Origin of the sequence: Pantoea sp., from assembly GCF_039594315.1 — a bacterium.
GTDB lineage: Bacteria > Pseudomonadota > Gammaproteobacteria > Enterobacterales > Enterobacteriaceae > Pantoea.
This window is the reverse complement of record NZ_JBCNNP010000001.1, coordinates 202,772-224,573: the sequence shown is the minus strand read 5'-3', so window position 1 is coordinate 224,573 and position 21,802 is coordinate 202,772. Positions and strand designations below refer to the sequence as shown.

General features: G+C 52.2%; 21 protein-coding genes. 12 read left to right on the top strand and 9 right to left on the bottom strand.

From position 1 onward, the window contains the following. Positions 1-10 precede the first annotated feature (10 nt). Both ABDW13_RS00995 and ABDW13_RS00990 read left to right on the top strand, forming a co-directional pair. Complete coding sequence (locus tag ABDW13_RS00995; protein WP_343550654.1) at positions 11-1,204, top strand: outer membrane protein transport protein; 1,194 nt, start codon at positions 11-13, stop codon at positions 1,202-1,204. Between the two features lie 101 nt (positions 1,205-1,305). Beyond that, positions 1,306-1,572: a YdgH/BhsA/McbA-like domain containing protein gene (locus ABDW13_RS00990; RefSeq protein ID WP_343550653.1), complete on the top strand. Its 267-nt coding sequence runs from the start codon at positions 1,306-1,308 to the stop codon at positions 1,570-1,572. A gap of 44 nt (positions 1,573-1,616) precedes the next feature. On the opposite strand, the gene ABDW13_RS00985 is transcribed toward ABDW13_RS00990, so the two are convergent. Genes ABDW13_RS00985 through ABDW13_RS00970 form a run of 4 tightly spaced genes read right to left on the bottom strand, consistent with a single transcriptional unit; the run spans position 1,617 to position 6,452 of the window. Next, positions 1,617-2,396 carry an SDR family oxidoreductase gene (locus ABDW13_RS00985; protein WP_343550504.1) on the bottom strand — a complete coding sequence of 260 codons (780 nt, stop codon included), beginning with the start codon at positions 2,394-2,396 and terminating at the stop codon, positions 1,617-1,619. Positions 2,397-2,406: 10 nt separating this feature from the next. Continuing rightward, positions 2,407-3,486, bottom strand: coding sequence for a M24 family metallopeptidase (locus ABDW13_RS00980; RefSeq protein ID WP_343550503.1), 1,080 nt, complete (start codon positions 3,484-3,486; stop codon positions 2,407-2,409). Next, positions 3,479-5,122 (bottom strand): GMC family oxidoreductase N-terminal domain-containing protein, encoded by a 1,644-nt coding sequence (locus ABDW13_RS00975; protein ID WP_343550502.1) that lies wholly within the window; start codon positions 5,120-5,122, stop codon positions 3,479-3,481. Before ABDW13_RS00975 ends, ABDW13_RS00980 begins: the two co-directional genes overlap by 8 nt. 10 nt (positions 5,123-5,132) lie before the next feature. Next, positions 5,133-6,452 carry an MFS transporter gene (locus ABDW13_RS00970; RefSeq protein ID WP_343550501.1) on the bottom strand — a complete coding sequence of 440 codons (1,320 nt, stop codon included), beginning with the start codon at positions 6,450-6,452 and terminating at the stop codon, positions 5,133-5,135. A 148-nt stretch (positions 6,453-6,600) separates the two neighbouring features. On the opposite strand from ABDW13_RS00970, the gene ABDW13_RS00965 reads away from it, so the two are divergent. Continuing rightward, positions 6,601-7,773: an ROK family protein gene (locus ABDW13_RS00965; RefSeq protein WP_343550500.1), complete on the top strand. Its 1,173-nt coding sequence runs from the start codon at positions 6,601-6,603 to the stop codon at positions 7,771-7,773. A 61-nt stretch (positions 7,774-7,834) separates the two neighbouring features. On the opposite strand, the gene ABDW13_RS00960 is transcribed toward ABDW13_RS00965, so the two are convergent. Then, the gene (locus tag ABDW13_RS00960) at positions 7,835-8,581 is read right to left on the bottom strand and encodes an SDR family oxidoreductase (RefSeq protein WP_343550499.1); all 747 of its coding nucleotides are present in this window, start codon (positions 8,579-8,581) and stop codon (positions 7,835-7,837) included. Between the two features lie 129 nt (positions 8,582-8,710). On the opposite strand from ABDW13_RS00960, the gene ABDW13_RS00955 reads away from it, so the two are divergent. The 3 genes from ABDW13_RS00955 (at position 8,711) to ABDW13_RS00945 (ending at position 10,935) form a co-directional block, all read left to right on the top strand. After that, positions 8,711-9,619, top strand: coding sequence for a LysR family transcriptional regulator (locus ABDW13_RS00955; protein WP_343550497.1), 909 nt, complete (start codon positions 8,711-8,713; stop codon positions 9,617-9,619). A gap of 184 nt (positions 9,620-9,803) precedes the next feature. After that, positions 9,804-10,331 carry a fimbrial protein gene (locus tag ABDW13_RS00950; RefSeq protein ID WP_343550652.1) on the top strand — a complete coding sequence of 176 codons (528 nt, stop codon included), beginning with the start codon at positions 9,804-9,806 and terminating at the stop codon, positions 10,329-10,331. Positions 10,332-10,386: 55 nt separating this feature from the next. Then, the gene (locus ABDW13_RS00945; protein ID WP_343550496.1) at positions 10,387-10,935 is read left to right on the top strand and encodes a fimbrial protein; all 549 of its coding nucleotides are present in this window, start codon (positions 10,387-10,389) and stop codon (positions 10,933-10,935) included. Between the two features lie 188 nt (positions 10,936-11,123). Here the strand turns inward: ABDW13_RS00945 and ABDW13_RS00940 are convergent, their stop codons facing one another. The 3 genes from ABDW13_RS00940 to ABDW13_RS00930 form a co-directional block, all read right to left on the bottom strand. Next, entirely contained in the window at positions 11,124-12,020 is an 897-nt protein-coding gene (locus ABDW13_RS00940; protein WP_343550495.1) for an SDR family oxidoreductase, read from the bottom strand. Positions 12,021-12,247: 227 nt separating this feature from the next. After that, positions 12,248-12,400: a KGG domain-containing protein gene (locus ABDW13_RS00935; protein ID WP_343550494.1), complete on the bottom strand. Its 153-nt coding sequence runs from the start codon at positions 12,398-12,400 to the stop codon at positions 12,248-12,250. A gap of 117 nt (positions 12,401-12,517) precedes the next feature. Next, positions 12,518-13,435: a DMT family transporter gene (locus ABDW13_RS00930; protein ID WP_343550493.1), complete on the bottom strand. Its 918-nt coding sequence runs from the start codon at positions 13,433-13,435 to the stop codon at positions 12,518-12,520. Between the two features lie 124 nt (positions 13,436-13,559). Here ABDW13_RS00930 and ABDW13_RS00925 point away from each other — a divergent pair, with 124 nt between their 5' ends. Next, entirely contained in the window at positions 13,560-14,168 is a 609-nt protein-coding gene (locus ABDW13_RS00925) for a TetR/AcrR family transcriptional regulator (RefSeq protein WP_343550492.1), read from the top strand. Between the two features lie 51 nt (positions 14,169-14,219). Beyond that, positions 14,220-15,134, top strand: a complete 915-nt coding sequence (locus ABDW13_RS00920; RefSeq protein ID WP_343550491.1) for an alpha/beta hydrolase — start codon at positions 14,220-14,222, stop codon at positions 15,132-15,134. 35 nt (positions 15,135-15,169) lie between these two features. On the opposite strand, the gene ABDW13_RS00915 is transcribed toward ABDW13_RS00920, so the two are convergent. After that, on the bottom strand, positions 15,170-17,335 hold the full coding sequence (locus ABDW13_RS00915; protein WP_343550651.1) for a TonB-dependent siderophore receptor: 2,166 nt from the start codon (positions 17,333-17,335) through the stop codon (positions 15,170-15,172). A gap of 344 nt (positions 17,336-17,679) precedes the next feature. On the opposite strand from ABDW13_RS00915, the gene ABDW13_RS00910 reads away from it, so the two are divergent. From ABDW13_RS00910 to ABDW13_RS00895, 4 genes are all read left to right on the top strand, one after another. Next, positions 17,680-18,888, top strand: coding sequence for a cellulase family glycosylhydrolase (locus ABDW13_RS00910; protein WP_343550490.1), 1,209 nt, complete (start codon positions 17,680-17,682; stop codon positions 18,886-18,888). A 310-nt stretch (positions 18,889-19,198) separates the two neighbouring features. Continuing rightward, on the top strand, positions 19,199-20,095 hold the full coding sequence (locus tag ABDW13_RS00905) for an ABC transporter substrate-binding protein (RefSeq protein ID WP_343550489.1): 897 nt from the start codon (positions 19,199-19,201) through the stop codon (positions 20,093-20,095). Continuing rightward, on the top strand, positions 20,092-21,015 hold the full coding sequence (locus ABDW13_RS00900; protein ID WP_343550488.1) for an amino acid ABC transporter permease: 924 nt from the start codon (positions 20,092-20,094) through the stop codon (positions 21,013-21,015). The genes ABDW13_RS00905 and ABDW13_RS00900 overlap by 4 nt, the downstream gene beginning before the upstream one ends. After that, positions 21,008-21,769 (top strand): amino acid ABC transporter ATP-binding protein, encoded by a 762-nt coding sequence (locus tag ABDW13_RS00895; protein ID WP_343550487.1) that lies wholly within the window; start codon positions 21,008-21,010, stop codon positions 21,767-21,769. Before ABDW13_RS00900 ends, ABDW13_RS00895 begins: the two co-directional genes overlap by 8 nt. Positions 21,770-21,802 lie beyond the last annotated feature (33 nt).

Here is a 21,802-nt window from a genome sequence, read left to right as displayed (position 1 = left end):
GATGAAGCGGATGCCAGTGAAATGGTTATTGGTTTCGATGATGATGGGAACGGCTGTTCCGGCCTACAGCAGCGGCTTATATCTATATGAAATTGCGACGGAAGATACAGGGCTGGCGGGTGCAGGACAAGCGGCACGCGCGCAAGATGCGTCTACTATCATGACCAATCCCGCAGGCATGACGCGCTTGCCCGATCGGATGATCACCGGCGGTTTGCAGATGCTTTACGGTGATACGCCGTATAGCCTGGATAATGATGCGGTGGTGCAGGGTAAAAGCCCTGGCAATACCATCGGTTGGTTTCCTGGCGCGAGCATGTTTTATCACCAGCAGCTCACCGATGATATTTCGGCTGGCATTGGTCTTTACGGCAATTATGGATTAGGTCTGGATTTTGGTAATTGGGCCGGCGATCGCCTCATTAAAAAAAGTACCTTAGTGGGTATGACGTTAAGTCCCGCGTTGGCGTGGAAAATCAATGATCGACTCTCCTGGGGCGTCGGCTTGGGAATTAATTATGGTTTCCTGTCGCTGACGCGCAATGTGGATGGCCAGGATGCAAAGCAAAGCGATCATGATTGGGCGTTGAATTTCCGTACCGGTTTGCTGTTTAACATCACGGATGCCACACGCGTTGGTGTCAATTACACCAGCAAAACTGAATATCATTTTGCCATTGATGGCAAAGCCCGTTTCCCACAACAACCGAATGCGGAATATACGCTGCCGCTGTCGGCGCAAATTAATACGCCTGATCAACTGATGTTGAGTCTGGTGCACGACTTCAATCAGCGCTGGTCAATTATGGGCGATCTCGGCTGGCAGAACTGGAGTCAGTACGGCGGCAATCAGATCTCTATCTCTGGGCAGGGCGCACCAACCAATAATCGCCTGCAAGACACTTGGCACACCGCGCTTGGGGTGCAATTCCGTCCAGACGATCGCTGGCGCCTGAACTCGGGCATCGCCTACGACAGCAGTTTTTATCAGAACCAGAATGATACCTCGATGACGATGCCATCGGGTGAAGCGTGGCGCTTCGGGGTTGGCGCGCAATATCAGCTGACCGAAGCCAGTAATATTGGTGCGGCGTTTGAATATCTGACGATGGAGTCTTCGCGGGTTTCGTCGCCACTATTTAAAGGTGGCTACAACAACCCTGATATCTACTTTTTCAGTATGAATTACAGCTACATGTTTTGAATTTGATGCAAAACCTATTCATACCTGATGGGAAGAACCGGTCAGGAATGATATTACCGCCAAAATAAAACCACCAAAATAAAACCACTGGAGTGTAAATGATGAAAAGCATGATGACGAAATCCCTGGTACTGGCAAGCCTCTTCTTTGTTTCTGCGGGCGCAATGGCCGCTAAGGAAATCACTAAAGAGGAAGCGAAAAAATATACTGAAGTTGGCACCGTTTCTACTTCTGGCACTTTCACCGATCCTCATGATGCCAAAGAAGAATTATCAAAGCTGGCCGATGAGAAGGGCGGAAAATATTACGTGATCACCTCGGCACGCGTCGAAGATAAAGTGCAGGGCACGGCGACGGTGTATAAATAATAGCAATCTGCTGCCATCGGCAACGATGGCAGCAACTTAGAATCTTATTCGTGATAAACCTGACTGCGCCCGCCATCCACCAAAATATCGCTAGCGTTAATAAAGCGTGCTTCATCGGAAGCGAGAAACAGCGCGGTGTAAGCCACTTCTTGCGGTTCACCAATGCGTTTGCACGGCAGCAATGCCGCTTGTCGGTCGCGCTCCTGCTGCGGATTTGGGCAGCTTGCCAGCCAGGCTTCTGCGGCGGGTGTCATAATCAACCCCGGAGAAATACTGTTCACCCGAATGCCTTGACTGGCATATTCCACGCCCAGCGAGCGCGTCATGCCGATTAAACCGTGTTTTGCCACCGGATAGGGAAATGCGCCGGGAATGATTTTGTGCCCATGCACCGAGGCGACGTTGACGATGTTGCCATATTGACGCTCCAGCATGCCCGGTAGCACGGCGCGAATCAGATTGTACGGCCCTTTCAGATTGACCTCCATGCAGCGTTGCCACTCTGCATCTTCCAAAACCAGCGGATCGCGGAACACATTGACGCCCGCGCAGTTAATCAGAATATCAATCTCACCCAGCGCCTGTTGCGCGGTCAAAACCGCACGTTGCACCTGCTCGGGCTCGGTGACGTCAGCAACGCAGGCGATGCAGCGTTGTCCGGTTTGTTGTTGCAATTGTGCGGCCAACGCCTCGGTGTTTTGTGTATCGAGATCAAACAGCGCCACGCGTGCGCCATGTTCGGCAAACAAGCGGGCAATCGCGCTACCAATGCCGCTGCCCGCACCGGTAATAATCGCGGTTTTATTGCGTAATCGTTGAGACATAATCGCGTCCTTATGAAGATGCCGGCAACACCAGCCAATCAGCAAACTGCCAGGTGTGTTTGCCGCGCTGCACTCTAATTAGCGGCCAATTGGCGGTGCGAGTGAGCGCCTCGCAACCCTCAGCGTGGAGCAAGAAAGTGTCTTCACTTTTCACGCCGCTTAAGGTGGGATTCCACACTAAAGCCGTCTCACTCTGCACTTCGCCTGGGGTTTCGGGCGTGATAATCCAATCGCGGCAGCCATAACCAGCCGGTCCACCTTGATGATGTTCACGCCAGCCGTCGGCGTAGCCATGCTCTTGATAAGCCAGTTGAATAGACTGAAATACATCTTTCCACTGGCGTCCTGGTTGTGTGGCGCACAGCATTTCGGCGTGAATCTGGCATAAAGCCTTATGGCGCTGGCGCAGTGCTTCATCAGGTTCACCGATGTGCACCAAACGCGTCAGGCTAACGTGCAAACCTTGCCGCTCCGCGCCGAGCGTAATCAGCATTTTTCGGTGCAGCTTTTTCTCTGTGGGAACCGGATGTTTAAATGCGGCGATGCGTTCATCGGCGGCGACCAAGGTGCACATTGGGCGAATACCCCGCGCAAGGCAGGCGGCAGCAATCTCGGCTTCTACCTGCCATTCCGTCACGCCAGCACGCAACTGGCGCGCAACACGTTCCACGATGTGTGCGGCTTCATGGCCTAAAGTCCGGAACCGTTGCTGCTCAACCGTGTTTAAACCCTGGCGCAGATTAATCATCTGTGACTGCACATCGCACATGCCATGTTGCGACACATCACTGCCGAACTTGCCTGGCGGTAACACGCTCTCCAGCGTTTGAAACCACGCATAGCTGCGCGTGTCGCAACTAAACGGCATCGGTTCTTCGGCAAGAATGCGCGGCAGCTCATTGTCGGGCGCTAACAGCAATACTTTGTCTCGGGTGATCAACAAACTGGCCACGCCGATTTCCGCGCGTTCCACCACGTAATAGCTGGCACCTTCGGTTAGCCAGGCGATGTTATCGCGTCGCGTTAGCAGCACGCCGTCCAGCTGCCAATCAGCCAATGCCTGTTGCAGGCGCGTCAATTTGTCACTCATAAGCAAGCTCCCTGGCGTGGATTTCTTCAGTCTGCATCAGCAGTTCAGCGGCGCGATGTGCCACCGCCATTACAATCGCATTGGTGTTGCCGCTGATGATATTCGGCATCATTGACGCATCCACCACGCGCAAGCGATGCATGCCGCGCACGCGCAGATCAGCGCTTAGCACCGCCAGTGGATCGTCATCGTGGCCCATACGGCAAGTGCCGACTGGGTGATAACCGGTTTTCACCATGCGTTTACAGTGCTCGGTAATGGCCTCATCTGAGGTGATTTCTGCGCCGGGGAAGATCTCTTGTTGCACCATTTGGTGAATTGGTGCGGCGGCGATCACGCCGCGCGCAAAACGGAAACCTGCCAACGTGCGCGCTAAATCGTCGGGATGACCGAAAATTTGCGTATCGATGATCGGCAAGCTGCTGGCGTTTTTGTCACGCAGCGTCACTTCGCCGGTGGCTTTGGGTCGCAACAACAATGCGTTAACCGTAACGCCGTGGCCGGGATCGGCACCCATCACATCGCGATCGAGATACACCGTCGGCACGCAGAACATTTGAATGGTTGGCGTGGCGTTCAAATCCAGCGGATCAAAGAAGGCGCAGGTTTCGACGCCGGTGGTGGTGACTGGCCCGGTTTTGAACAGCATGTACTGCAAACCCGCTTTGATCATCGGCCAGCCACGATCCTGTCCGTAATAGCCAAACGCGCCGTTGGTGCTGGCGACCACCGGCACTTCGTAATGATCCTGCAAATTCTTGCCTACGCCCGGTAAGTGCTGGCGTAGCGTGATGCCATGTTGCTTGAGTTGTTCCTGTGGGCCGATACCAGAAAGCATCAGCAGCTTCGGCGTTTGATACGCTCCGGCGGCAAGGATCACTTCTTTGCGCGCCCGCGCTTGTTGCGGATGTCCATCCTGGATATAACGCACGCCGACGGCGTTAGCGCCTTCGAACAGGATTTCTTCAACTTGCGCGCCGCTCGCAATCGTCAAACGCGCGTCCTCGCGCAGCGGATTGATGAACGCATCCACCACGCTACAGCGCTGACGCGTTTGTCCATTGATGGTGTGCTGCATAAAACCGACGCCAAACGGATTGCCGGTGTTGAAATCCGGCGTGTAGGGAATGCCCAAACCCTGCATGGTTTTGACGTAGGCACAGCTCAGCGGACTGAAGTGGCCGAGATGCGACACTTTCATCGGCCCGCCAACGCCATGATAGGGCGCGCCGAGATGATCGTTATCTTCGATGGCGGTGAAGTGCGGCAGCAGCGCATCCCACGACCAATCAATGCCTTGATTGTTGAGCGCGTTGTTCCAGTCAGCGTAATCCTGACGATGTCCGCGCATATACACCATCGCATTCACTGTTGATCCGCCGCCCAGCACTTTCGCCTGCGGCACAATCACGCCGCGTCCATTCAGCTGCGGTTGCGGTTCGGTTTGATGCATAGTGAGAAACTTATCGCTGGCGAGGAACTTCATGTATCCCGCCGGCATTTTCAGCACTGGATGATATTCATCACGACCCGCCTCCAGTAACAGCACACGCGCGTTACCCTCTTTGACCAACCTGGCGGCGACGATACAGCCCGCGCTGCCACCGCCGACCACAATGTAATCAAACTCTTTCATTATTCACTCTTTACTCTGACGTAACGGAATCTAAACGACGCAGACGCTGCGCCTCGGGATTGTGTTGTTCACCCGGATCGAGCGGGCTGAGCAGGAAACACCAGGAGACGATGGCGCTAATTAAATAGAGCAGCGCATAGCCCCAAATCACGCCGGAGGTGCCGAATAGCGCGTTGAAAGCGCCGTACAATGCCGGTCCGAAGAAGGTGGAAAGTCCGGCGGCGAAGCAGTAAATCGCCATCGCGTTGCCTTTATCTTTCGGCTGGCACAGCGAAGAGAACAGCGCTGCCGCCGGAACATAGCCGCACAAGGTGATGCCATATAAACAAGCGCAGATCACGCTGAGTACAAAGCTGCCGTGGCTCCACTGCGGCACGAAATACATCAACAGCATTGAGATGCCCGAACCGAGCCCGCCAAATACCGTTAGCACTTTGCGCCAGCCGATGCGGTCGCTGATTTTGCCGACAATCGGGTTAAAGCTCATCCCCACTAATCCCATGATGGTAATCAGGCTGAGATATTCGGTTTGCGTAAAGCCGATTTGTTCGGTGAAGAAGCCCGGCAGGAAGATGAAGAAGCCAAAATACGGCGTGGTGTTGATGATGCGCACCACCGCCGCTGCGGCGATGCGCGGTTCACGCCACAGGATATCGATGCCGCCCATCAGCGTGCGCGCAACACCTTGTTGACGATGTTGATCGTCCAGCAGCGATTGATAGCCGCTGCGCTCTTTCAGCGCGATTAGCATCACCAATAATCCTAACGCTACCAGACCTAACGACAGCCAGAAGGTGGCGTATTCGCCAATCAGTTGGATGGAGAAGATTGCGACCAGCGAGCCCAGCGTCGGTAATCCGCCAGTAAAGGCTAACCAGAACCAGCCGGTAGCGGAACCGCGCATATCGGCGGGAGCCGCCGCCTGAATCCACACCAAAAAAGCATAGGCAAACATCGGATAAGCAATGCCGCGCAAACCGTAAGTCAACGCCAGCAGCAACACGCTATGCGAGGGCAGCGCAATGGCAAGGAACAACACTTCAAACACGATCCAAATCAGGCCGCCCGCCAGCATCACTTTGCGTGGACCAATCAAAGTCGAAAGCGAACCCGCCAGCCACGAACCGAGTGTCACGGTGACACCATAAAAAGCGATGACCGCAGCGGCGATATTCAGTGAGAAACCGTTTTGATGCAGATAGGGCGCGAGATAGTTGGATTCCACGCCATCGCCAATCATGAATAACAGCACAGCGACGTAGCCCCACGCCAGCGCCGGTGGAATGCCGAGGCGGATCAGCCACGGATGTTTTGCAGGTGATGTTGTCATTGTAAGTTCTCTTCGAGGTGATGATGGTTATTGTTATTTGATGAAATCGAACTCTAGAGCAATGACCGTGCACAGGATGGCGAGAGCATCACAGAAGTTAGTAAACACTGTTTAGTAAACTGAGGAGAAAAGGGGGGCAGGAGAGAAGATGAAACCGGTTGGCATGAACAACGTTCAGGTGCGGCAATACAACAAAGCACTGTTTATGGCGCTGATGTGGCGACATAAACAGCTAAGCAAATCGCAGTTGGCGCATCTCAGCGGATTAACCATTCCGGCGGTGAGTAAAATTTTGCAGGCGTTGTTAGACGAGGGAAAACTGCAACATTCCGCTGCGTTGATGAGCGCGCGCGGCAACAGCAACGGCAGTTTCCAGTTGCCGTCGGATGGCGCGTGGACGTTGTGTTTGTGCATCAAGCCGACCAGCATTGAACTGCAACTGGCCGATGCGCAGCTGGTGGCGCAGGGCAGTTATCAGCAAATCAGCATCCAGGCGCAGACGCCACAGGCATTGCTCGATGAGATTGAGATTGTGTGGCGACAAACCTGCAAACTGTGGCCGAAGCGGCGTATCAATCTGGCGCTGGCGGTACACGGGCAAGTCGATCCGGTGACCGGCGTGTCGCAACATATGCCGCAAGCCGCGTGGAAAACGCCACTGCAAATGAAGTTTTTACTGGAAGAGAAGCTCGGCGTTGAGGTGCGCGTCGATAATGATTGCGTGATGCTGGCGTTGGCCGAAAAGTGGTTGAATCGTAATGCATTGAGCGAGTTCTGCGTGATCAACGTTGATTACGGTATCGGCTCCTCTTTTGTGATAAATGGCGAGATCTTTCGTGGCAGCTTGTACGGCAGCGGGCAAATCGGTCACACCATCATTGAACCCAACGGCGCGCGATGCAGCTGCGGTCGACAAGGTTGCCTTGAAACCGTGGCGTCACTCAGCGCGTTGAAACAGGCGGCACATCAGCAAGCTCCCGCAGCGCCGCTGTCCAGCAGTAAACAGTTACTGGCGGCGTGGCAAACCGGTGAACCCTGGATTATTGCGTGGGCCGAGCGTTCGGCTGAAGCGATTGGGTTGAGTTTGTACAACTTCCTCAACACGTTGAATATTAATCAGATTTGGTTGTATGGTCGCAGTTGTACCTTTGGCGAAAACTGGTTGCACGCCATCGTGCGCCAGATAGATTTCAATCCTTTCGATCCCCGTGATGCGTTGAAAAGCAAAGGCACCAATGTGCACTTCGGCCAGTTGGACCGTGCGCAGCAGGTGCTGGGAATTGGGTATTTGTACGTGGAAGCCGATCCCAGTGCAGGGTAATAATGCGGTCACCATAAATGGCGACCCTACGGGAACCTGCCCGTAAAATCGCCTTTTCACATTACACTTGCGCCATGCCGCCATCGACAAACAGTTCCGTGGCGTTGATAAAGCTCGACGCATCTGACGCCAAAAACGCCACTACTTTACCAATTTCACCCGGTTCGCCAAGGCGACCTAACGGCACTTGCGCGGCTAACGCATCAAACAATCCCTGACGCTGCTCTTCACTGACCAACTCACCCAAACCTGGCGTGCGCACCGGACCTGGGCTGACCACATTGACGCGAATGCCGCGCTCTTTCACATCCAACGCCCAGGAACGTGCGAAGTTACGTACTGCGGCTTTACTGGCGCTGTAGACGCTGAATCCGGCGGTGCCTTGAATCGACGTAGTTGACGAGGTGAGAATTACTGACGCTTTATCGCTGAGCAATGGCAGCGCTTTTTGCACCGTGAATAACACGCCACGTACGTTGGTGCCGAAGATACGGTCAAAATGTTCTTCGGTGATAGCGCCAAGCGGCAGCATGTCACCGCCACCAGCGTTGGCGAACAGGATATCCAAACGTCCCGCCTGTTTGGCAATTTCGGCATACACCTTATCAAGATCGCTGAGCACTGAAGCATCGGCGCGAATGCCGCTGGCCTGTGAGCCAATGCTGGCGACTGCAGCATCCAATTCAGCCTGACGACGACCGGTGATAAATACCCGTGCGCCTTGTGCTGCCAACTCTTGTGCCGATGCCAAACCAATGCCGCTGGTGCCGCCAGTGACTAATGCAATTTTACCGTTCAATGCGTTCATGTTTGCTTCTCCAATGATGGTTGAGGTTTTAATCACTGCGTTGCAGTGCATGGCAAGCAATGTAGCGCTGCGGCATTTGCGGATAAATGGTGTAAAATCGAAATAACTATTCCTGTGTGTGGATAATAAATGGATCAATTAATGGCGATTCGTGCCTTTGCGCGCGTGGTAGAAGCGGGCAATTTTACCCGTGCTGCGGATTCGCTCGATATGCCCAATGCCACACTCAGCAAATTGGTGCAGGAGTTAGAAGCGCACTTGGGCATTCGCTTGCTGCAACGCACCACGCGACGCGTGACGGTGACGCCGGAAGGGCGCGACTATTATGAAAAAGCGCTGCGCATCGTGCGCGATTTGGAAGATATCGATCACTCTTTCAACGCGCAGAGCGGCAAGCCGAGCGGTTATCTGCGCATTGATATTGGTGGATCGACGGCGCGTGACGTACTGATTCCGGCGCTGCCCGATTTCATCGCCCGCTATCCCGATATTCGTCTCGATTTGGGCGTTTCAGATCGCGCGGTGGATCTGATCAGCGACAACGTGGATTGCGTGATTCGCGGCGGCCCGCTCAGCGATTCCTCGCTGGTGGCGCGCCACTTGGGCGATGCGGAGATGATTACCTGCGCTGCGCCGGGCTATCTCAAAACCTACGGCATTCCGGCTTATCCGCAGGAATTGAAAAATGGTCATCGGTTGTTGAGTTATCTGGCACCGCAAAGCGGCAGAGCGTTTCCGTTCCGTTTTACCAGTGGCGAGGACAAGCTGGAAATTAAGACCGATCATCGCATCGGCGTGAATGAAAGCAATGCGCATCTGGCGGCGGCGGTGGCAGGATTGGGCATCATTCAGACCTTTCGCTACGCAGCGGCAGCGGATCTACAGGCGGGAAAACTGGTGGAAATTCTCGCGGCCTGGCGGCCGGCTAACTATCCGTTTCATGTGGTTTATCCGCAAAATCGGCATTTAACGCAACGGCTAAAGGTATTTATTGAATGGTTGCGCGAGGTATTTCCAGCACGCTTGGCGGGGGATTAAGGACTACAAACTTCCGGTTCATGGATGACAAAAAGCGATCCAAACGCCTACAACACTGCGCCGTTGCTCCGATTTCCGACATTCCCGTTGGGCCTTAATATTCATGTGATCTGATGGGGACGGATTCGTTCCCACATTACATGGACAATATGGAAGACTTTCGGTGCGTAAATCGACTCAATCTCTGTTCGCTGCTCCAGCATTAGCGCTGTTGCTGAGCACAACCATTCAGGCTGCTTCAACCGGTACCGTAACCTTTAATGGTGAACTGACGCAAAATACCTGTGACGTTAGTATCGAAGGGCGGGGACCCGACGCCACTATCGTATTACCTACTGTGCTGACAGGCCTACTGCAAACCCCGGGACAAACCGCAGGTTTGCAACAATTTGCTATGGTGTTGAGTAATTGCGCAGGTCCACTGCGATACATTGCCGCTTACTTCGAGGCGGGTCCAACGGTCGATGGTATGACGGGCCGCCTCAAAAATACCAATAGCACCGGCGCAACTAATGTTAGTTTGCAGTTACTAAATCAAATGCAAAATAGCAATCCTATTCAAGCAGGTAATCAAAATCAGGTAGCTAATAACAATTACGCGGTAATAACCGGCAGCACTGCCATGGTTTATGCCGTGCAATATTATGCAGAAGGCGTCACCACGCCAGGGGTGGTAAACAGCAGTGTGGTTTACTCGCTGATGTACAAATAAGTTGCAATGGACAATGCCCACTGAAGTTTATTTAAACTACACATGGAAAAGTTTAGTGCGTAAATTAACTCAATCAGCCTTCAACGTTTTGGTTTTAGCAATGTTATTGGGCGCAACAATTCAGGCTGCCGCAGCTGGGACAATTACCTTTAATGGTGAATTGGCACAAAACACTTGTGACGTAAGCATAGGCGGGCAGGGAGCGAGTGGCACGGTGGTGCTGCCTACCGTACAAACCAGTTTATTACAAAGTCCTGGTCAAACAGCGGGTAAGCAACGATTCAGTATATACTTCAGCGGTTGTAGCAGCTTGCAAGGTCAAGTAGCTGCATTTTTCGAAGCAGGTCCTACTGTAGATCCCATTACTGGCCGATTGAAAAATACTGACAGCACTGGCGCTACCAATGTCAGTTTGCAATTGCTTAACACAATGCAGAATAACAACCCTATTCAGGCGGGCAATCAAAACCAAATAGCGAATAATGATTACGTGATTATTTATAACACTGTCACTCTGGCATACGATGTTCAATACTACGCAGAAGGAAACACCACGCCGGGCTTAGTTAATAGCAGCGTGGTTTATTCACTGATGTACAAATAAATCGTAGGGTGTGCATTTATGCGCTAAAGCTGATTAGTAAAGTAATTTTAAATTACCGCACAATTCCGTAGCGGCGCGATTTATCGCGTTCAGTTGATTTTTAAAGGTCAACATAACGCGATAAATCGCGCTGCTACGACAAGTGCGCTTTGTCATTACGGTAATAAATTCTTTAACGCACCTCAAAATTACAACGTCCCAGTACCGCCGTCCGAGCACCAAACCTGGCCAGATGTAAAGCTGTTATCCAACTGCGCGAATGTCACATATAACGAGGCGATTTCAGCCGGTTGTCCCGGACGTCCTAACGGCGCATCTTCGCCAAAATGCTGGACTTTCTCTTGCGGCTGTCCGCCACTCACCTGCAACGCGGTCCAATACGGGCCGGGCGCAACAGCATTGACGCGAATCTTCTCTTTACCCAACTGCTTCGCCAGCGATTTGGTGAAAGCAACAATCGCTGCTTTGGTCTGCGCATAGTCCAGCAAAATCTCGCTGGGTTTATATGCCTGCACGGAAGAAGTGTTGATGATCGATGAACCCGCTGGCAAATATTCCAGCGCCGCTTTGGTGATCCAGAACATCGCGTAAACATTGGTTTTGAACGTGGCATCAAAATCTTCGGTCGAAAGAGTTCGGATTGATTTGTTGAACTGTTGGCGGCCCGCGTTATTCACCAGAATATCCAGCCCGCCTAGCTGCTCGGCAGCTTGATGCACCAGTTTATTACAGAAAGATTCAGAACGAATGTCGCCGGGAATCGCCACCGCTTTGCGACCTTCGGCCTCAATCAGTTGCACCACTTCGACGGCGTCGGCTTCCTCTTCTGGCAGATAGTTAATTGCCACATCAGCACCTTCGCGAGCGTAAGCAATGGCTACGGCTCGTCCAATACCGGAATCGCCGCCAGTGATCAGCGCTTTGCGTCCAGTAAGTTTGCCGCTGCCGCGATAGCTAGTTTCACCATGATCGGGACGCGGCTCCATTTTACTGGCTAAACCCGGAATCGGCTGCGTCTGTTGATTAAAAGGAGGTACCGGATATTCTTCAATAATTAAGCTTTTATTGTTGGTTGGTGCAGTCATAAATTTCTCCTTGTCAGCAAAGTGATTAATTTAAGCCTGGCATAAATGTGATATTTGTCACGTTGAGTAGTGTTAAAGATAATTATCAAAACGAAGCGGTAACGAATTTTAAGCAATAAAATTTAGTTAATTTCAGCAATTAGCAGGGGATGATGGGAGGAAACGGAGGGAAGTAAAGTGGGGCATCCTTGCCCTGGCGGCTCATAAAACTAAAGCCTTTGATGCAGTTACTTTTTACCGCCTTTCTTACCGGCTTCAGATGCTTTTTCGGGATTATCTTTAAAGCTCCCGCCGCTACTTTGTCCGCCTTTTTTACCGGCATCAGACGCTTTCTTTTTATCGTCAGCGAAATTACCGGAACCGCCTCTATGCTCAGCCATAAAACATCCTCTTGTGAGTTGTTACCGCATGGCGGAAATAACTGCTTCAACGCCATGCCCGTGCTGCAAGATTAAGGTTAGTTAGCTTCCAATTAATCACAAGCGCAGCGCGAGTGATTATTTATTGGCCGGATTATTTATTACCGCAGTTTTACCGAATCCTTTACTGGTGACTAACCAAACTGCGCAGACGATCAATAATGAACCGCTAATAAATCCCTGGTTTATTTGCTCATCCAGCACTAACCAGCCCCATAAAATGCCGAACGGCGGGATCATAAAGGTGACGGTTAAGGTGCGCAGCGGACCGATATCGGCCAGCAGGCGGAAGTAAATAATGTAGGCCAGCGCGGTGCAGATAAACCCAATCGCCAAAATGCACACCCACACTTCGGGAATTTGCCAGTTTGCAGCGGGGGTTTGCGGTGCGCTGAAGGCAAAGAACGGCAACAGAAAGGCTGATGCGCCCAACTGGCTACCGAAGGCCACTTTGGTAGCGTCCAGCCCGCCGCGTGCGCCAATCCAGCGTTTGGTCAGGAAACCCGCCACACCGTAACAGGCCGTGGCCACCAAACACGCCAAAATCCCCAATATTAATGTGCTGGAAAAATGCGCTTCGCCGGTGGTGCTGATGACGATAATGCCGCTGAATCCAGCGATCATGCCAAGCACTTTATTCACCGTTAATTTATCGTCGAAGAAGGCTGCACCAATAATCACCCCCATCAATGGTGTGGTGGCATTGAGGATGGCTGAATAACCGGCGGGTAGCACGCGTGCGGCCAGGCAATACATCAGAAATGGAATGGCGGAGTTGATGACGCCGAGCAACATTGCCCAGCCTAACTTGCCATCAAAACGGCGCGGAATACGCATGATCGCCATGATGATCAACAATCCCAGCATGCCGCAAAATACGCGCAAAAATGCAGTATTCACCGCACCCAGCGCAGGCACCGCAATGCGCATAAACAGAAAGCTGGCACCCCAAATTGCTGCCAATATTAGCAGTCGCAACAAATCCGCTGTTCTCATAGGTTCCACAATAGTTAACAAAAATTTGTCAGCAGCATAACAAATCAGATGATCTAAGGCGTTGCCTTTCCCCGCAATTCGCGGCTATTATTTAGGAATCGATCATTTCCTTAATGGTGCAGCTATGCCGCAACAACCTAACATCACGCGCGAGCGTGGTCGTCCACGCCAGTTTGACACCGATATTGCGCTGGATCGCGCCATGCTGGTGTTCCGTGAAAAAGGCTATCACGGCGCGTCAATCAGCGATCTCAGCGCCGCGATGGAACTGACCGCAGGCAGCATCTATAAGGCTTTCAGCGATAAACGTGGCTTATTTTTGCAAGTGTTTGCGCGTTACACCTCGCTACGCAATGAGGTGCTGCGTCAACGTTTAGAACAGCAACCCAACGCCCGCGCGCGCATCGCTGAATTGCTGCGTTTTTATCTGGAATCGGCGAGTGATGTAGAAGGGCGGCGCGGTTGTTTAGTGGTTGGCAGCGCAATTGAATTACAGGTACTGGATAGCGAATTGGCTGAGTTGGTGCGCGGCGCATTGCAGCGCAATCTGCACGCCATCGTTGCGTTACTTGAACAAGGGCAGCAAGACGGATCGATTAACCCGCGCCATGATATTCAGTCATTAAGCGGCGTGTTGCTGTGCATGGTTTTGGGCATGCGCGTGGCAGGCAAAATGCAAAATCTGCCGCAGCACGATTCGCTGATCGCCACAGTATTAACCTTGCTCAATTAAAAATTTTACTTAATTAGGAAGTAATCATTTCCTAAATATCAGGAGAACAAAATGACAGCATCGCCTTTGAAAGGCGCGCCACGTTGGTCGCAAGCAGTAGATCAGCTCGAAGGATTTACCCATCAGTACGCCACGGTTGACGGCGTGCGCCTGCATTATGTCAGCGGTGGCAATCGCAGCGGCGAAACTCTGCTATTGCTGGCCGGGTTTCCGCAAAGCTGGTTTGCCTGGCGCAAAGTGATGGCGCTGCTGGCCGATCGCTACTTTATTATCGCGCCCGATTTACCCGGACAAGGCGACTCCGACAAACCGATCAGCGGCTACGACACCAGATCGCTGGCAGAGAAAGTGCAGGGATTAATGCAGCAATTGCAGCTGGAAAGCTATTACCTTGCCGCGCACGATGTTGGCGCGTGGGTTGCCTGGCCGTATACCACGTTGTATCGCCATCAGGTGAAAAAATTGGCGCTGCTGGATGCGGGTATTCCCGGCGTCACGTTGCCGGAAGCCCTGCCTGCGACGCCGGATAAAGCCTGGAAAACCTGGCATTTTGCCTTCCATTTATTGCCGGATTTACCTGAAGCGTTAATTGTAGGGCGCGAAGAAATCTATTTGGAATGGTTCCTAAAACGCAAAGCGGTCAGTCCAATGGTGTTTGGCGAAGAAGAGATGGCGGAATATCTGCGATTATTGCAACAAAACGGCGCCTTGCGCGCAGGATTAGCGCCGTATCGTGAAGTGATGCATTCGGCAGCGCAAAACCAAGAATTGCTGCAAGAGTTCGGCAAGCTGCAACTGTCATTACTGGCGGTGAGCGCCGATCAAGGCTCTATTCCGGATATGGCGGAGCCGCTGCGCAAATTTGCCGACGATGTCACCGGAATTAAGATCGCGCACTGCGGTCACTTCATCCCTGATGAACAACCGCAGGCGCTGGCTGAAGCGTTAAGTGAGTTCTTTCACTAATCAACTGGCGCACCGAGGTGCGCCAGAGCATCGGCTTAGAACGACATCGTCACGCCAGCATAATAGGCGCGGCCCGGTTCGTTATAAGTTGATGCGCCAGAGTTCTCACGGTAAATGCGTTTATCAAACAGGTTATTGATACCGGCATTAGCGCGCAGGTTTTTCGTGATGTCGTAATTCACGTTCAAACCAAACACTGAATACGGGCTGATTTCACGCGACGTCATGTTGGTTTGATCGATATTGGTTTCAGCATTTTGACGCGGTTTCTGGCGACCAAATTGCGTCCAGTTAATATTGGCGCTCAAATCCTGCGTGGCTTGCCACTCCAACTGCGAGTTGATAGTGAATTCTGGAATCACTGACAGCGGATTGCCGGTTTTCTTGCTCTCCGAACGGAACATATAAGTCGCATTGGAGCGCCATTCCAGCGTATCGGTAATTAAAGGAATAGTCAGATTGCCTTCCAATCCTTCAACAATCGCCTTGCCGCCATTTTCCCAGCGCAGCACGTTGTAGCTGCCGTTGGTGTAGATTGGATCGGTGCCGGAAACGATTTTGTTTTTGTAATCGTTGCGGAAATAGGTGATACCCGCTACATAGCCCGCGTGAGTGAATTCCAATCCGACTTCTTTATTGACGCTGACTTCAGGATCGAGATTGTCGTTGCCTAATAAATAGCACTGCGTCAAACCAATTGGGCAACCGTTGCCGCGTGTCGTCAGCAAATAGCCTGGCGTGGATTGATACAAGTTCGGCGCTTTGAAGGCGCGCGCAATACCGGCTTTCAAGGTGAAATATTCGCCCAAACCTTGCGAGATATTCAGGCTTGGGCTCCAGTTAGCACCAAACTCATCATGATAATCAAAGCGCAGGCCAGGAATGATTTCCGTGCTGTCGGTGGCGGCGATGTTGTCCTCGAAATAGAACGAACTTAAGCTGGCGCTGTTTTTGCTGCTGCGTTCACTCGGATCACCCGAACTGCCTGGCAAATTCACGCCGGTGGCGCTGGCAGATAACATCGAAGCCGGATCGTTCAGTTCATCGCGATTCCACTCCGCGCCCAACGTGACGGTTTGATCAACCAGCAATTGCAGCGGGAAGTTGATTTCACCGCCCGCGCGATAACTTTCTAAGCGGCTGGTGGCGTAGGTTTCGCTGTTAATCATCCCTTCGGTACGACCGGCCGTACCTTCCTGCAAGCGGGTGTTATTGGTTTTCTCGTAATTGAAGTTGAGCTTCGAGGTACCCCAATCCCAAATGCCGTTGTGAGTGATGCCATAGGTTTGGCGATAGAGGCGGTTGGTTTCATCGCCGTACAGCGATTCGACTAAACCGTCGGTGCTGGCGTTGCTGTTGCTGTTTTGCGTATCACCGGCGTAAATGTTTCCCTGGCGGCTGTAGCCGTAGGAGAAATCGACAATTTGCAGCGGCGTGATTTTCCACGACAACACGGTGTTGATGTCTTTATTGCGCACGCCCTCGCGGCCAGCGGCATAAGAACCGTTTTCTGCAGTGTTGATATCAAAGGCGTCGGCATCGGTGCGGTTGATATTACCGTACATACGCATGGTGAGCGCGTCTCCGGCCAGCGGGCCGCTGAGATTGAAGTTGGCGCGGCGCGTGTCGCCTTCTTTGCTGTTATCCGGTTGGCTGGTGTACAGCGACAGCGATCCGTGCCAGTCGTTAGTCGGGCGTTTAGTGATGATGTTCACTACGCCGCCGGCGGCGCCAGAACCGTAACGCGCGGCGGCTGGACCGCGGATCACTTCAATGCGCTCTACCATTTCGGCTGGCACCCAGTTGGTATCGCCACGCGAATCACGCTCGCCGCGCCAGCTATAACGCACCGAGTTTCGCGATGAAACCGGCACGCCATCGATCATCACTAAGGTGTTTTCCGGGCCCATGCCACGAATATCAATTTGACGGTTATTACCGCGGCTGCCGCTGGCGCCGTTGCCGGTGAGGTTCACGCCGGGCATTTTGCGGATGATGTCGGCGAGGTCGTTAACAGGGGGATTTTTCTTGATGTCTTCCGCTGTGATGGTCGATACGCCCGGTTGCTGCTTCAGTTCCTGCTCGGCAGTGACAATCATCGATTCGTCATCCGCCAGTTTTTCAGTGGTTTCCGCAGCAAAGGCTGGCGACGTTAGCATTCCCGCTAAAAAAAGCGCCATTGGACGCTTTTTGCCACGCATAGTTACATTCACTTAAGTTTTCTCCCTGTTAGGTTAACAATTGTAAGTAAATGCGCATGATAATGATAACAATTATCATTGTATATAAGTGGCGAGAGTCGTCTCCACAATCTCTCCATGATTGTGCTGATTTATAAAGGAAAGGAGGGCAAGAAGTAGGGTTATTTTAAGGCGGTTAAAATGCAGATTATTAAGACAGTTTTATGATGTGTGATTGAAATATTTTGAATTAAATCAGGATGATAAAAATAAAGGTTACGCACGGTAATTATCTTTATTTCCTTTATGCTGACCGCCATCACTGAAAACAGTGATACGGATGGAAAATAAATTAAGGAGAAAATGTGCGCTATATCATACAAACCTTTACATTTGTGCTGAGCATCCTGCTCATGACGGGGCCGACAAATGCGGCCGAAAAGATGGATTTCTGGCAGCAACCACAGCACGGCGGCAACAGTTTTAACCGTTTGCCTCCTAACGAAGCATATTTCAAAGCGTTACATGATTACGGCGCGAGTTGGGTGCGATTGTCATGGGATAAGTGGCCAAAGCAGCAGCGTGATTTCTTATTAGGCAGTGCGGATCATTATCAAGGTTTGGTGGCGGAGGATGTTGCCACATTAAAACAGGTTCTGGATAACGCTCAAGCCGCCGGTCTTAAAGTGGTTATCACGCCTTTATCGTTGCCCGGAATGCGTTGGTCGCAAAACAACGGCGGCAAGTTTGATGATCGCTTATGGCAAGACAAGCAATACTGGCAACAAAGTGCGCGCTATTGGCACGATTTGGCCAGCGTCTTGAAAGATCATCCCGCCATCGCCGCCTACAACATTATTAATGAGCCTGCGCCAGAAAAAAACAGCGATCTGGCAGAACATGCGACGCCTGAATTAATGCAAGCCTGGTATCAGCGTAATCAAGGCAGCGCGCGAGATTTGCCTGCTTTTTATCGCACAATTATTGCCGCGATTAGAGAAGTCGATCCCTCAACGCCAATTATGGTGGATAGCGGCTGGTACGCTGCCGCCGATGCTTTTAGCTATTGGCCGCATGCGCTCAGTGATCCACACATTCTTTATAGCGTACATATGTATGAACCTTATGAAGCCACCAGCGCGCCCAATGCAAAACGGCAAAAACCTTGGAATTATCCCGGCATGGTGCCTTATGCCCATCAGATGCAACGTTGGGATGCGGCGCGGGTTGCCGCTTATTTAACGTTGCCCTTTAAGTGGGCAGAAAAGAAAGGTATCGACAAGCATCAGATGGTCGTGGGGGAGTTTGGTTGTGTGCGCACGCTTAAAGGCTGCACGCAATACCTTGAAGATGTGCTGAAGGTATTAGATAAACAGCAAGCGCACTGGGCGTTTTACAGTTTCCGCGAAGACAGCTGGGACGGCATGGATTACGAGTTAGGTAATAAGAAAGTGCCGTGGCGTTATTGGCAAGCGGCGGAGCAAAATCTACCAGACACCATTCCGCGTAATTCCACCAAAGAGTTCGAGCCTATCCGCAAACGCTTAGATAAATCCGCGATGACTCATAACTAATTGTGCGTTTCCTGCGGCAAAAGCAGGCTATTGATTCACTGATAAAATCTGAATTCCTCGCTTAATTCCGCGTCCTTGCTGGCGCGGCAATCCCTTGGCTGTATGGCTTTGATATCTATTGCTGAAATCCGGCAATAGATATGTTTTTTTCGCATTTGTGATTGATACCTATCTTCCAGAGAATGTGAATCGGGACGTTTTGAGGATGACAATTCCTGCCGCCACCCGGTGAGACAGGAGACAAAACCATCGCTACCTCAACGCCTTTTCCCTGCCGGGAAACTTTTTATAAATCAGGAGAAAGGTTCCAGTGAAATTCGCCAAAGGCATGACTCTTTTCGCGCTCGCATTGAGTGCCCACACCGCGTTCGCCGCCGATCAATCCGTGCCAACCGACAGCTCGCTACACGTGCAGACCGATCCTGCACTGAAAAGCCTGCTGCCTGCGGATGTGGTCAAACGTGGTTACATCGTAGCCGGAACCAATCCCAACACGCCGCCAACTACCTTCTATAAAGAAGACAACAAAACTCTGGCGGGACGTGAAATCGATATCATGAATGCCGTGGGCGAGCGCCTGGGAATCCAGGTCCAATGGCGCGACACCGGCGGTTTCGACAACATCATTCCTGGCTTGAAAACCGGTCGCTATGACGTCGCGCTGTCTAACATCAACGCCACGCCAACGCGCGCCAAAATCATCGACTTTGTTGGTTACTACGATGCCAGCCTGCTCGGCATTATCTCGCGTAAAGATGCCAACATCGCGCCATTCAAAAATCTCTCTGATGTGTGTGGCAAAGAAGTCGGTGCGGGTTCCGGCACCACGCAGGTAACGCGTCTGGAAGAAGCCAGCAAAGCTTGTGAAGCTGCCGGTAACAAGCCGATCAAAGTGTCAGTGTTCCCGGATCGTCCTGCTGGCGTGCAAGCGGTGGTCAGCGGTCGCGTGCCGATGTTCCTCGGTCCATACGAAGGTTTGCTGTGGCAGGTGAAAGTGATCAAACCGTTGAACATGAGCGGCGAAATCACCGTGCACGATGCGCCAGTTTCTGTCGCCTTCCCGAAAGATTCCGCGCTGGAACCGGCGGTGCAAGCTGCGCTGAACTCGCTGATCAAAGATGGCAGCTACAAAAAGATCCTCGATAACTGGGGCATCGGTTTTGGTGCAGTTAAAGAAGCCAAACGCAATCAGGAAATCTTTCAATGAGTGATATTCACCACCCAACCGACGATTTAAAAATCGTCGGCAAACGTTACTACGGACGCTGGTTCAGCGCGCTGGTGGTGCTGTTGTGCGTGGTGGCGATGGCGCATTCGATGATTAACAATCCACGCTTCGAATGGGGCGTGATTGCCGAGAACTTCACCGGCGCATCAATCCTGCAAGGCGTATTGATGACGTTGCAGCTGACCGCGATTTCTGTGGTGCTGGGCTTTGCTTTCGGTACGGTGTTGGCGCTGATGCGCCTCTCATCGAATCCTGTGTTGGTCGGCGTGAGCTGGTTTTATACCTGGTTCTTCCGTGGCGTGCCGATGCTGGTGCAACTGTTCCTGTGGTACAACATCGCCGCACTTTATCCGACGATTGCCTTGTCGATTCCCGGCCTCGGCGAGATCTGGAGCACGCAATCCAACGCCTTAGTCAGTCCATTTAGTGCGGCGGTGATCGCATTAGTGATGCACCAATCTGCCTATGCAGCGGAAATTGTGCGTGCCGGGATTCAAAGCGTTGGCAACGGACAATTGGAAGCGGCACGCGCGCTGGGCTATCGCCCGTCACAGATTTTCCGTCATACCGTATTGCCACAAGCGATGCGCGCCATCATGCCGCCTGCCGGTAATGAAATCATTGGTCAGCTGAAAACCACCGCGGTGGTTTCGGTGATCTCGCTGCAAGACGTGTTGTTCTCTGCGCAGATTATTTATCAGCGTACCTATGAAGTGATTCCGCTGCTGTTAGTGGCAACCTTGTGGTATCTGCTGATGACCTCCGTTTTGTCGGTCGGTCAATTCTACGTTGAGCGCTATTTTGGCCGTGGCGTCACGCGTCGTGAAAAGCGCAGTTTCTTCAAATCACTGCCGGGATTGTCAGGCGTGAAAGCCGCAAGGAGCGTGAGCAATGGCTGAAGCAATCGCCTTACGTAAAGTCACCAAACGCTTCTCTGGCGTCACCATTCTCGACGAAGTGAACCTGGATATTCCCGCCGGTTCGGTCACGGTGATCCTTGGGCCATCCGGTTCCGGCAAATCGACGCTGTTGCGCTGCATTAATCATCTGGAAAAACTGGATGGCGGCACCATTCGCATTGGCGGCGAAATTATTGGCTACAAGCAGAAAGGTCAGGCACTGCATGAATTAAGCAGCAGCGATGTGGCGCGCCAGCGTGCCGAAATTGGCATGGTGTTCCAGCAGTTCAACCTGTTTCCGCATCGTACCGTGTTGCAAAACATCGTTGATGCGCCAATGCGGGTTAAAAAGCAGAGTCGCCAGCAAGCCACCAGCAAAGCGCTGTCGCTGCTGAAACAAGTGGGATTATCGGGGCGCGAAGATGAGTGGCCGCAAAATCTTTCGGGTGGACAGCAGCAGCGCGTAGCGATTGCCCGCGCGTTAGCGATGGATCCCGGCGTGATGTTGTTTGATGAACCGACTTCAGCACTCGACCCGGAACTGGTCGGGGAAGTGTTGCAGGTGATCAAACAGCTGGCACATTCCGGTATCACCATGGTGGTGGTCACGCATGAAATCGGCTTTGCGCGTGAGGTGGCTGACAACATTGTGTTTATGGAAAGCGGCAAGATCGTGGCGGCCGGTCCAACCCAGCAAGTCCTCGACGACCCGGAAAACGGGCGCGTAAGAAACTTTATTGCAACGGTGCTTTAGGCACCGTTTTTCATTTTTAATGCCAGGAACAAT